We start from the raw sequence: 12,500 nt of genomic DNA on the forward strand, positions 1-12,500 counted from the left end.
TGTTCTTTTTTATTTACAAATTTTTTTTGCTTGTCTACCGTACTATTTATGATTGCAACTGCTTAAAGATGTAAAAATAACTTCATCTTTAGGAGTGACTGCCATGTTTATAGACGGCGTTTTTTCCGGAGGAGGAATAAAAGGGTTTGCCTTAATTGGAGCCTGTGCAGAAATAGAAGATAAAGGTTTGCGATTTGTAAGGTTGGCAGGAACAAGTGCAGGATCCATCGTTGCTGCATTAATAGCCGCCGGTTATACCAGTAAAGAAATTTTCCAACTAGTCGACGAATTAGATCTTTCAAAACTACTGGATACCCGAAAAACAATTATTCCATTCCCATTTGCTAAATGGCTGTTTGTCTATTGGAGGCTGGGTCTTTATAAGGGAAACGAGCTTGAAAAATGGCTTTATGAAAAACTTGAGGCTAAAGGGTTAAAAACATTTGCAGATTTACCCCCTCAGGCCCTTAGGGTCATCGCTTCAGACCTTTCAAATGGGCGAATGATTGTTTTACCAGACGACTTACAGAAGTATGGCATCTCACCCGGTTCCTTTTCCATTGCTAAAGCGATAAGAATTAGCTGCAGTATCCCATATTTTTTTGAGCCAGTAAAAATGCGTTCAATGGACGGTATGAATGTATTAGTTGACGGAGGAGTTTTGAGCAATTTTCCAATGTGGCTTTTTGACCAAGAGAATGTACAAAAAGTAAGACCAGTGCTCGGAATTAAATTAAACGCTAGTGAATATGAGCATGAAAAACATAAAATCAAAAATGCGGTACAATTATTTGCTGCCTTATTTGAAACGATGAAAGATGCCCACGATTCCAGGTATATTTCCAAAAAACATGTAAAGAATATAATCTTTATCCCAACTGAAGGTGTTTTATTTACGGAATTTTCATTAACAGAAGAAAAGAAACACGAATTATTTAATTTAGGAAAAGAAAAAGCGAAACAATTTTTGAAAACATGGGGGTATTAATTAGGAATATTTTTATGCTTCCTCATAAAAATATAAAAAATCGAGCGCCTATAGTGACGCTCGATTTTTCTTTTTCCCCTTTTTGCCGTCGATAACGGTCAAATGTGCAGGAGATTTCTTTTTTGTCTTGTTGCTTTTCTTTAATGAGGCTAACGTTCCGAGAGAAGAAGTCTTAACAGTTCCTTCCCCGCTCTTTTGTTGTAATCGTTTTTTTGATTTTTTTGCTGCTTTTAGAAATGCCCGCTGCTCTTTTTTCTGAGGGCTTGAGCCGGTAAACTTTCGAACTAGGAAATAAACGACTAAAACAACCAGTGCCATGACAGCTATACTTTGAATGAAACCGGCTGGATTAGCTGTAAATGTACCAATAACACCAAGTAATGCTAGAATGATAAGTCCCCCAATAACCACATTAACAAATGTCCGATTTTTCAAGAAAGCCACCTCCCTAAGAGCATCTTAAGCATTTTTATAATCTTTTAAACACGATAAAACAAAGATTTAGACAATTTCTTCACTTTCTATGGAGAACTCAGTTTCTTTCTCCATTTTCAATAATCGGTTAAAAGAAAGGATCGCCACTTCCACTTGGTCATCTTGAGGTTCCTTCGTTGTTATTAATTGAAGCCAAAGACCAGGTATCCCAAGATATTTCAAGACAGGAACATCTCTGAGTTTGTTTGTCACTTGAAGAATTTCAAAGGCGATTCCTAGAACAACCGGGATTAAAAGGAGTCGGTCGACAACCCGTAACCAAAGCGGAGTAGTAGGTACAAACATATAAACAAAAACACCTACAATTACAGTAAATAAAATGAAACTGCTCCCACAGCGGTAATGGAGTCGAGAATGAGCCTGCACATTTTCTACAGTTAACTCTACACCTGCTTCAAACGTATTAATTACTTTATGTTCAGCTCCGTGATATTGAAACACTCTTTTTATCAATGGAGTAAGGGAGACAAAATAAATATAAGCTATTAGTAAGATTAGTTTAAAAAAGCCTTCCACTAGCACTTGAGCAAAATCAGAAGGGAAAATTGGTTTTGTTAAAACGGCAAGAAAAATTGGAATTAATGTAAAAGCGAATTTACCAAATAAAAATGAGATGACACCAATTGCTGCTACACCAAGATACATGGTTAATTTAGATACTTCTTTATCTTTTATGATTTCATCTTCTTTTGGGTCAACATCAAATCTTTCCGTTGAAAAGTTTAAATGTTTTGATCCATTTGCACTCGACTCAATAATGGCAATAATCCCACGTAGAAAAGGGATTTTTTTTAACATTGTAAAATAAGGATTTGCTTTACGTGGCAAATGAAAATATTCTACAGATTGATCCTTTCTGCGAACCGCAGTAACATAATGATGCTTACCGCCAAACATAACACCTTCGACAACCGCTTGGCCGCCAAAAACAGGTTTTTGCGAACTAGACATATACATAACACCAACCTAATCAAAAGTTGCACAACAGCAGAAGTAGAAAAAATCTGTATGTACTTAATTCTATTCTACTAGAAAAACAAAAAAACCTCTAGGAATGACATAATATTTCCAATTAAAAAGTTTTTTTTTATGCAAGGGATTGAATACCTAAGGACATAATAAAAAATGGAGTTTATTATGGCTTTTTGTTGACCCTGCATTGTTTTAGGGACAGTATTACATGAATGATGGACGGCAAATAAGGCAGTAAATAAGCAGAATGTTAATGGAGGTTGTTATTATGTCAAATGAGCAAAAACTAAGTAATTATCCTAAACCCATGTCCTTTCCGGTAATGGTCTTTTGGACAGGGTTATTTGGAGGCTTGTTTTGGGGAACAATTGGCTGGATTGCTTCCTATTTTAGTTTTACAGAAATTCGTCCTACTGTCCTACTGGAGCCCTGGGCGCTAGGCGATTGGAAGCATGAATGGCTTGGTACAATCATTTCCATCATTTTAATTGGAATTTGTTCAGTAGTTGCAGCATTTATTTACTATGCAGCCTTGAAAAAGTTCAAAGGTTTTTGGTTTGGTCTGGGGTATGGTCTTGTATTGTTTGCAGTGGTATTTTTCTTACTTAATCCACTCTTTCCGGGAATTAAGCCCTTCTTTGATTTAAACAGGGATACAATCATTACTTCCGTTTGTTTATATATCGTATATGGAATTTTTATTGGATATTCCATAAATTATGAGTATCAAAATAATAAAGTTCAAGAGAAAGAGGAATCAGCCTAAGTTTCGATTAGTCGGATTTGGTAGGTTGTGATAAAATATTTTTGTCCTCATTGATTTGAAAAGGAGAGTGGAGAATATCATGGAAAAAATAGAAAAATTGAGATCTAATTTTTCAACACATGGAATAGATGGGATCTTGATCACAAATCCATTTAATCGAAGGTATATATCTAACTTTACTGGTACCGCAGGTGTTGTATTAATTAGTGCAGATAAAGCGCAGTTTCTTACAGATTTCCGCTATATTGAACAAGCAGCAAAACAATGTCAGGGATTTGAGATTATAAAGACTACAGGATCTATCCCTGAGGAGGTAGCGGTCCAAGCAAAGAAACTTGGCATTCAAAAGCTTGGATTTGAAGCGGATTTTCTAACGTTTTCTTCTTTTAAATTATATGATAAAGAATTGGAAGCTGAACTAGTACCAATTTCCGGAGTAATTGAAAAGTTACGCTTGATAAAGACGGATTCAGAGCTTAAGATATTAAAGGTGGCAGCTGATATCGCGGATGCTGCATTTAAACATATTTTAGACTTCATTCGTCCAGGAAAAACGGAATTAGAAGTATCCAATGAGTTAGAGTTTTTTATGAGAAGAGCTGGTGCTACATCTTCTTCATTTGATACGATTGTTGCTTCAGGTCATCGCTCTGCACTTCCTCATGGTGTGGCAAGTGACAAAGTTATTGAGGCTGGAGATATTGTAACAATGGATTATGGATGTTATTACAATGGTTATGTATCTGATATTACAAGAACCGTGGCAGTTGGTGAGCCGGATGCCAAGCTTAAAGAGATTTATGAAATTGTTCTTGAAGCCCAATTACGTGGGATGGCGGGAATCAAACCAGGATTGACCGGTAAAGAAGCAGATGCAATCACACGAGATTACATAACAGAAAAAGGTTATGGTGAATACTTTGGACATTCAACAGGACACGGAATAGGACTTGAGATTCACGAGGGTCCAGGATTGTCGATGAAATCAGATGTCGTTTTAGAACCTGGCATGGTGGTAACATGTGAACCGGGCATTTATATCCCAGGTCTCGGCGGTGTTCGAATTGAAGATGATACGTTGATTACAAAAGACCATAACGAAGCACTTACACATTCTACAAAAGAACTAATAATACTGTAGCGATTTTAGGAGGATTTTAACATGATATCTGTAAATGATTTTAAAACAGGATTAACAATTGAAGTTGATGGAGGCCTATGGCGTGTTCTGGATTTCCAACACGTAAAGCCAGGTAAGGGTGCAGCGTTTGTTCGTTCCAAACTTCGTAACCTGCGTAATGGTGCCATTCAAGAAAAAACGTTTCGTGCAGGTGAAAAAGTAGAGAAAGCTCAAATTGATAATCGTAAAATGCAATATTTATATGCAAGCGGCGATAATCATGTGTTTATGGATATGGAATCTTATGAGCAGGTAGAATTACCAGCAGCAAACATTGAGTATGAATTAAAGTTCTTAAAAGAAAACATGGAAGTACACATTATGATGTTTAACTATGAAACCCTAGGGATTGAATTACCAAACAACGTTACTTTAGAAGTGACTGAAACAGAGCCAGGGATTAAAGGTGATACATCTTCCGGCGGTACTAAAAATGCTACTCTTGAAACTGGACTTAATGTTCAAGTGCCTTTCTTTATCAATCAAGGTGATAAATTAATTATTAACACTTCTGATGGTTCATACGTTTCTCGTGCATAATCATGATCAAAGCCTTAGTCCGATAATTACGGACTAAGGCTTTTTTTAACAATTTCTCCATACTTTCTCCTAAGTTTCTGCACACTTTTTCACTACATTAAGGATGTAGAAAAATTAAAGGAGAAGATGAATATGAATATGACGCATTATATGGGATTATTAGCAGACAATCAACCTTGGAATTTATTGATTTTTATGGCGGTTCCAGTCATTTGTGCAGAAATCCTTGCGATTTCGGAAATAGCGATATTGTTTACAAGAAAATTAGATGGTGCACTAAAAAAATTGAATAAAGTAACAGGTATCTTTGCAGGCTTTTATTTTACCGGAATATTTATTTACCTTATGAAATCGGCTTATATACCATTAACTGTTAATGGGGAGTGGAAAGGTTGGATTGACGTTACAGCTGTTACTTTCTATTTACTTGGAATCATCCCATTTCTTGGAATGGCGCTGCTTGATTTAGGTCTTATTTTCAGACATAAAACTGAGGAAGAAAAACTGAAAATTCATGCTATATTTGTAAGTATTTTTCTAGTAGTTGCTCACATCGCAATGATATTTGGGATGATTGACCCATCACTTGGAACCGGTTCACCTTCTAGTCACGATATGATGAATATGTAATAAAGGATGAATAAGCAATGAGGAAAAAGTTAATAACTTAAACTACTTAAAAAACTTCACGAAATAGTAAGATTTAGTTACATTTTGACTAATCTCTTTTTGCTAAACTTAAAGAGTATTTAATACTATAGGGAAGGGGGGCAATAGATATTGAAACGAATTACATCTCTCTTGTTCCTTGGGATTTTGTTTGCCATTGTTGCAGCTGGCTGCAGTTCCAAACTAAGTGATGAAACTTGGAAACTTGATAAAAAACATTCGCCATTACCAGATTTTGTTCTGAATACATCTGAAAAGATTAATGAAACTTATGTTATGGCTGCAACTTATCCAGAAGTGGTAGCTTCGGTTCCTTGCTATTGTGGTTGCGTTGTCGAAGGGCATAAGAGCAATTTAGATTGCTTTGTAAAACAGGTTGGTGAAAATAATACAGTGACAGAGTGGGATTCACACGGAATATCTTGCGACACTTGTATCGATATAGCTAGAGATGCAGTTGAGATGCATCTTAGTGGAAAAAGTCCTAATAAAATTTATCAATTAATTACAGGTAAATATGAAGATATTGGGGAGCCAACCCCAACGCCCGAACCTAAGTAAGGGGTAACCCATGAAGAAAATATTAATCGGATTTTATATTTTGATTATTATTGGCATTATTGTCAGTATTAGTAATAGTGGCATTTTTAATAGCAAGAAGTCAGTGGAAATTGCTGCAGGTGAGAAAATTTACAAAAAAAATTGTATCTCCTGTCACGGTGAGACTGGAAAAGGAGAAGGCTCAAAAACTGGAACGGCGTTAAATAGCCAGAATTTTTTAAGCAATGTATCCGATAAAGATTTGTATAATTATATAAAGTATGGAAGAGATGGCACGGTTATGCCTGCCTACGGTCCTAGACTATCAGACAAGGACTTAAAGAATCTTGTTGCTTTTATTAGAGACTGGCAAACGAAGGAAATAACATTTGATACTCCAAAAACAATTGCTGGTGATCCTGAGCGTGGGATGGCGCAATTTAACTTGTATTGCCTTAACTGCCATGGTGAAGCTGGTATTGGTAAGGAGAAAATGGGAACAGCGCTTTCTAATCCACAATATTTGAAATACACTACTGATAAACAAATTTGGATTGATGCAGCGTATGGTCGTGAAGAAACAAGGATGGGACCTTCATTAAAAGGTTTAGAAGGTGCCCGTCAACTGAAGGAAAAGGATATTACCGATATTGTTACTTATATCCGTTCGTTGGAGAAATAAAAACTATACTATTGTTGTAAGACCTGAATCTATCAAGTGGATTCAGGTCTTTTTTTTGAATAGGGACCAAATGTGAACAATTTGTTGTGGATTTTTGACGAAAACGCAACGATTTGTATCCTTTAACAAAATGTTCAAGAGTGATTCAACAAATAAGATGGGATAAAGATTATATTTATTCCAAAGAGGACTATAGTAAAAAATAGTATTTTCTTCAAGTCAAGGAGGATTAAGATGCTAAAGAAAAAGTGGTTGGCATTATTCGTAATCGCATCATTTTTAACGAATTTCATTATCCCGCAGGCTAGTGCTGAAACAGCCTTTCATGCAGAAAAATTTCCTTTTAAGGAAATGCAGATTCAAGTAATGCCAGAGTTTGATTATCCCGAAGGTTGGTCACGTGATATTCCGTCATTATTAGTTGGTCAGTACGGAACCATTACCAATAAAAGTGGTCAAGATTATGATGGCAAGATAGAGATTGCCGTTCCAGCAATGGAAAAAGGATTTGAAGCCTTCTTAGTAGCAGAATTCCCTGAGAAAGATAAGCCTGAAGTACAGCGCCCGTATGATGTTGATAAAGAAAAGGGACTTATTACTTGGAAGCCGGCTAAGGCCATTAAGAATAATGAGACTTACGAATTTGTAATTGAGTACTATACAAAATCAATCAAAGTGAAGGATAACAAGACTTTTACATATGAGCTTAAAAATAAAGCTACTATCGATCTTTTAGATGTAATTTTTTATGCTCCGATGGATGCTAAGGATATAAAAATTGAGCCAAAGGCCGAGAACCATTCGAAAAATGAATATGGAGAAGAGCTTTATTACTACCAATATAAAAATGTAAAAGCTGATGCAGGCTTAAAATACTCCTTTTCATATAAAAAAGATGGTACGGAATCTACGATGGAAGCTATAAACAAACAGCAGCCGCCAAACGATGAAAACCATAGTGGTGTAACTGCAACTGATCAAGTTGTTAAAAATGGTGGAACTACCGGTACTTCCAAACGTCCAATTATCGGACTTGGTGGTGCAGCTATCATTGGTATAGCGATTGTTATAGCAGGGCTCTTTATATTCCTAGGCTTGAAAGGAAATTCTCAATCAGCGTCTAAGGTTACCAAACAACCTAAGACACAACCAAAGAAACAAACTCAAACGGCAAAAAAAGACAATAAGATCACAAATTCTGAGGAAAAGAAAGAATTACGAAAAAAGCTGTTAACAGGAAAGATTGATCAAGAAATGTACGAAGAGGAAATGAAAAAACTAATCTAATGAGGTGAGCAGGATGAAAAAAAATACGATTGTCATGCTTGGTGGATTTATTATTGCGGGAGCCATTGTTTTCCTTTTGATGGCAGCAACTCCTGGGTCAAGTGGAGTTGAACTAACAATGAAAGAACTATTGGCTACTCAAGAACAACATAAAGATGATTTTGTTACGGTTGAGGGTTTATTAATTGAAGACTCGATTAAATGGGATGCTAACAAAATTGAATTGAAATTTGATGTGAAGGATAACGACGGCAATGTTATGCACGTCATCCACAACGGAACTAAGCCGGATAATTTTTCAGAAGGTGTTATCACGATTCTCCAAGGAGCACCAACCAAAAAGAACACATTTGTTGCAGAAACAGTTAAAACCAGATGTCCGTCCAAATATGAAGGAAAAGATATCAAGGATTACGACCCAGAGACACATAAAGATAAGTTAAATAAAACACCGAATGAAAAATAACAGGCTAACTTAAGAAGGTGACGAAATGTATTTATTTGCCAATGCAACAATTTATATAGGCTTAGCCATTGCGATTTATTCTCTTCTTATTATCACGTTGGGGATTAGCAAGAAAAATCAAAAATACGTTAACAGTGGTAAAGGTGGATTAATAGCATTATTAGTTTGTTCCTCACTTGCCATGCTATCATTGTTCTACCTTTTAGCAACCTCTCAATTTCAATATGAATATGTTCATGATTACACAAGCAGTGAGCTCCCTATTATCTATAAACTGACGGCACTCTGGGCTGGTAATGCCGGATCGTTGTTATTGTGGACGTTTTTCTTAACTTTATATACCTGTATGATTGCTTTCTCACGGAAGTTAAAGGGGAACCCAATGGTCCCATACATATCTGCCATTTTACTAGCTAATGCTGTTTTCTTCTTCTTTATTCTAGGCTTTGTAGCGAAACCTTTCATTCTATTAGATGAGATTCCAATCGAAGGTAAAGGCTTAAATCCAATGCTTCAAAACCCTGGTATGATTATACATCCAGTCACACTTTACTTAGGATATGTTGGACTTGCCATACCATTTGCCTTTGCGATGGCCGCACTAATTTTGAAAAATGTTGATGATTTCTGGATTAAAATGACAAGACGCTGGACGATTATTGCTTGGTTATTTTTAAGTCTGGGTAATATCTTTGGCGGGCAATGGGCTTATGTTGAACTTGGGTGGGGCGGATACTGGGCATGGGATCCAGTTGAAAATGCTTCCTTTATGCCGTGGCTAACGGCTACTGCATTCTTGCACTCTGTTATGATTCAAGAACGAAAAAACATGTTAAAGGTATGGAATATTAGCTTAATCATTATATCCTATGCACTTACTTTATTTGGCACATTCCTTGTACGAAGCGGGGTACTGACTTCTGTCCATGCCTTCGCCAATTCAAATCTAGGATTATATTTCTTAATCTTTATGGGCGTGGCGGTGATTGGAGCGCTTTATGTATTGATGAGCCGATACAACCTGCTAAAAAGGAGTGCAGGTGAATTTAACTCCTTTGTGTCTAAAGAAAGCAGCTTCTTAATTAATAATTTATTACTTGTTGGGGCAGCCTTTGCTGTATTTTGGGGAACCATTTTCCCATTAGTATCAGAAGCAGTCCGGGGTACAAAAGTGACGGTGGGACTCCCATTCTTTAATAAGGTTGAAGCACCGATATTATTATCAATGATGTTTATCATGGCGGTTTGTCCATTGCTTGCTTGGCAGAAATCTACCGTAAAAAATCTTAGGAAAAACTTTATGATTCCGGCAATCCTAGCAATTCTAGCGATGATTTTAATGGTAGTATTCGGAATTCAAAAGGCCTGGGCAGTCATTGGTTACGGTGTTATCAGTCTATTATTTATAACTCATTTCTTAGAGTTTTATAGAGGTGTGAAAGCCAGAAGAAAAATGACCAAGGAATCTCCACTAGTTGCCCTCTATCGCTTAATGATCCGAAATCGACGCAGATATGGCGGATATATCGTTCACCTTGGAATTGCTTTTATTACGATGGGGATTATTGGTTCACAGAACTATGATTTACAAACAATGAAAACGGTCGATTTAGGAAAGTCAATTGAATTACAAGATTATCGAATCAACTATGAACGGCTAGATCAGAAAAAAGAAGGAATTAACGACATCGTTTATGCCGATGTAACTGTGTTTAGAAATGGTAAAAAGCTGGGCACATATCAGCCGGAAAAGGTTTTTTATGGAAACTGGGAACAGCCGTCTTCTGAAGTGGCCATTATATCCTCACTTAAGGAAGATTTATACATCGTATTAAGCGCATGGGAAGACGATGGAAAAGCTACCTTTGTTGTAAAAGTTAATCCCATGATGAATTGGTTGTGGATTGGATCATTCATGATTGTTATTGGCGCACTGTTCGCCGTCTGGAACGGAAAATATGGAAATGTAACTCCGAGATACACAGGAGTTCGTAAAGAGGTGTCTTAATATGAAAAGTAAAATATATATGGGGCTCCTCATTATCTTAGCCATCTTTCAAGGCTCATTCCTTCGTGCGGAAGCTGCAAAACAGATTGACTATAAATCTGCCGAATTCAAAGCTGTTGCTCAGCAATTCGCCTGCACATGTGGCTGCGGTCAGGATCATTATGAATGTGATCCGAATACATGTAATTTAACAACTGAGTTTAAAGCAGACTTAGTTGATATGATGAACAAGGGCTGGGATAAGGATAAAATTCGTGAATATTACGTCAATATTTATGGGGAAGAGATATTAACTTCACCAGAGAAAAGTGGTTTTAGCCTAACCGCTTGGGTCCTGCCGTTTGTTGTAATAGGAGCAGCAGGAATTGCAGTGTTTTTCATCATCCGTAAATGGGTGAAGAAAAAAGGAACAGAAGAAGATGTGGCGGAATACGAGAGTCCCGAGGATGAAGTAGAAGGAGAAATCCTTTCCTCTATCATTGATGAAGAACGCAAAAAGTATCTTTAGGATGTGAACAATATGCAAGATATCACCGTCATTTCAATGATTTTTACTACCATTTTAGCGCTTGCTTGTCTATTTCTAATCTTATCACCTTTATTTAAGTGGGATACGTATATACAGGTTTCTTCTAAAGGAAAAGATATCAATGCTACCAAAGAAGCACTTTTGACCACTCTTAATGAAATAGAATTTGAGTTCAAGATGGATAAAATCTCACACGCGGATTATAAGCATTTAAAGAAACAATATGAGACAGAAGTGGCTAGTATTATGAAGGAAGAAGAAGAATTAATGATAACGAATATCGACAGAGAATTAAAGGATGAAGTGGAAAAAGAAATTGAAGCACAGATGAAGACCTATAAGAACAAAAAGGGGGAAGGAAAGTGATCAATAAAATCACCGTTTTCTTCCTGGGGCTGATGCTGTTAATCCCTTTACATGGATTAGCGGCATCAGATTCAAAGGTTTCAATTGATATGCATTATATCGTGATTAGTCCTACAGAAGACGGCGGGACGAATATGATGAATATGGTTAACTATACAAATACCGCAGACCATGTATATAAAGGGGACGGAAAAAGCGAAGCTGTCTTAATTGTAACCCTTCCTGAAGGAGCAGAAGATCTTAACTTTTTAGATAATCAAATTGCCTTTAAAGAGAAGAATAAGGGGTTCATTACAACCACACCAATTCCAGCCAATCAAACGTTGGTATTGCCATACAGTTATAGAATGGCAAAAGGGAAAGTAATAAGTTTAAAATCTGACTATTCCGTACAAATGATGCAGATTCTCGTTCCAGAAGGAAGAGGAAGTATTGAAGTAAAAGGCGCTGAAGCGACAAGTCAAGGCAGCTTCAAATTTGATGATCAAAATTACTTTGGCTATAGTATTGAAGGACTTAAGGCTAATCAGGCGTTTACTCTGGTTTATAACAAAGACGTTCAGCCACCGGCAGATGAAACCAAAGAAGCGGAAACAACTAGTGAAAGTGGAAATAATAGTTCAGTCACACACACAGCGCCTGCTTTCCATAATCCTGGTCATCTAAGAATTTGGGCACAATCCCCATTACATCGCTTTAACCCGCATGTGTTCTTGATTATCTTAGTGGCGATTGTTATTGCAGGAATCTCTTATTATATCTATTTTAGGAGGAAAGCAAGAATACTTGAAGAACGCCTTGGGGCAGATAAGGAAGAGAAAGCATTTAAACTATTAATGACCAAGCAAAAAGCAATTATGGATAAGATCATAGAATTGGAAGAATCCTTCGGTGATGGGAAGCTTTCAGAGGATGAATACCACGCAAAGCTTGAGGCATATAAACAACATCTTGTCCAAGTAAAATTAAGTCTGCGTAACTTTGTAGAGTAGCAGCTGGGATGGGAGAGACT

15 protein-coding genes are annotated in these 12,500 nt (G+C 36.8%); 13 read left to right on the top strand and 2 right to left on the bottom strand.

Annotated features, from left to right (window positions below; translation table 11 throughout):
* Positions 1-103: 103 nt before the first annotated feature.
* Positions 104-988, top strand: coding sequence for a patatin-like phospholipase family protein (locus COJ96_RS01010; RefSeq protein WP_098571147.1), 885 nt, complete (start codon positions 104-106; stop codon positions 986-988).
* A 48-nt stretch (positions 989-1,036) separates the two neighbouring features.
* Here COJ96_RS01010 and COJ96_RS01015 read toward each other — a convergent pair whose 3' ends face one another.
* Both COJ96_RS01015 and COJ96_RS01020 read right to left on the bottom strand, forming a co-directional pair.
* Entirely contained in the window at positions 1,037-1,432 is a 396-nt protein-coding gene (locus tag COJ96_RS01015; protein ID WP_306460572.1) for an SA1362 family protein, read from the bottom strand.
* A gap of 57 nt (positions 1,433-1,489) precedes the next feature.
* Positions 1,490-2,434, bottom strand: coding sequence for a DUF1385 domain-containing protein (locus COJ96_RS01020; protein ID WP_098571149.1), 945 nt, complete (start codon positions 2,432-2,434; stop codon positions 1,490-1,492).
* A 289-nt stretch (positions 2,435-2,723) separates the two neighbouring features.
* On the opposite strand from COJ96_RS01020, the gene COJ96_RS01025 reads away from it, so the two are divergent.
* The 12 genes from COJ96_RS01025 to COJ96_RS01080 all read left to right on the top strand — a co-directional run bounded on the left by COJ96_RS01025 (position 2,724) and on the right by COJ96_RS01080 (position 12,480).
* Positions 2,724-3,221, top strand: a complete 498-nt coding sequence (locus COJ96_RS01025; RefSeq protein ID WP_098571150.1) for a YqhR family membrane protein — start codon at positions 2,724-2,726, stop codon at positions 3,219-3,221.
* Between the two features lie 79 nt (positions 3,222-3,300).
* Complete coding sequence (locus tag COJ96_RS01030; RefSeq protein WP_098571151.1) at positions 3,301-4,362, top strand: M24 family metallopeptidase; 1,062 nt, start codon at positions 3,301-3,303, stop codon at positions 4,360-4,362.
* 21 nt (positions 4,363-4,383) lie between these two features.
* Positions 4,384-4,941: an elongation factor P gene (efp, locus tag COJ96_RS01035; RefSeq protein ID WP_098571152.1), complete on the top strand. Its 558-nt coding sequence runs from the start codon at positions 4,384-4,386 to the stop codon at positions 4,939-4,941.
* 132 nt (positions 4,942-5,073) lie between these two features.
* The gene (locus COJ96_RS01040; protein ID WP_098571153.1) at positions 5,074-5,571 is read left to right on the top strand and encodes a DUF6803 family protein; all 498 of its coding nucleotides are present in this window, start codon (positions 5,074-5,076) and stop codon (positions 5,569-5,571) included.
* A gap of 150 nt (positions 5,572-5,721) precedes the next feature.
* Positions 5,722-6,171 carry a PCYCGC motif-containing (lipo)protein gene (locus COJ96_RS01045; RefSeq protein WP_180229938.1) on the top strand — a complete coding sequence of 150 codons (450 nt, stop codon included), beginning with the start codon at positions 5,722-5,724 and terminating at the stop codon, positions 6,169-6,171.
* Positions 6,172-6,181: 10 nt separating this feature from the next.
* Positions 6,182-6,832 (top strand): c-type cytochrome, encoded by a 651-nt coding sequence (locus COJ96_RS01050; RefSeq protein WP_098571155.1) that lies wholly within the window; start codon positions 6,182-6,184, stop codon positions 6,830-6,832.
* Positions 6,833-7,066: 234 nt separating this feature from the next.
* Positions 7,067-8,119, top strand: coding sequence for a hypothetical protein (locus COJ96_RS01055; protein ID WP_098571156.1), 1,053 nt, complete (start codon positions 7,067-7,069; stop codon positions 8,117-8,119).
* Positions 8,120-8,132: 13 nt separating this feature from the next.
* Entirely contained in the window at positions 8,133-8,585 is a 453-nt protein-coding gene (locus COJ96_RS01060; RefSeq protein ID WP_098571157.1) for a cytochrome c maturation protein CcmE, read from the top strand.
* A 25-nt stretch (positions 8,586-8,610) separates the two neighbouring features.
* Complete coding sequence (locus COJ96_RS01065; protein WP_098571158.1) at positions 8,611-10,593, top strand: heme lyase CcmF/NrfE family subunit; 1,983 nt, start codon at positions 8,611-8,613, stop codon at positions 10,591-10,593.
* A 1-nt stretch (position 10,594) separates the two neighbouring features.
* Positions 10,595-11,101 carry a cytochrome c-type biogenesis protein gene (locus COJ96_RS01070; RefSeq protein ID WP_098571159.1) on the top strand — a complete coding sequence of 169 codons (507 nt, stop codon included), beginning with the start codon at positions 10,595-10,597 and terminating at the stop codon, positions 11,099-11,101.
* A gap of 12 nt (positions 11,102-11,113) precedes the next feature.
* A complete protein-coding gene (locus COJ96_RS01075; RefSeq protein ID WP_098571160.1) occupies positions 11,114-11,488 on the top strand; it encodes a hypothetical protein in 375 nt (124 codons plus the stop codon).
* On the top strand, positions 11,485-12,480 hold the full coding sequence (locus tag COJ96_RS01080; RefSeq protein ID WP_098571161.1) for a hypothetical protein: 996 nt from the start codon (positions 11,485-11,487) through the stop codon (positions 12,478-12,480). Before COJ96_RS01075 ends, COJ96_RS01080 begins: the two co-directional genes overlap by 4 nt.
* The last annotated feature ends 20 nt before the right edge of the window (positions 12,481-12,500 follow it).

The sequence above is a fragment of the Bacillus sp. AFS073361 genome (assembly GCF_002567005.1).
GTDB lineage: Bacteria > Bacillota > Bacilli > Bacillales > Cytobacillaceae > Neobacillus.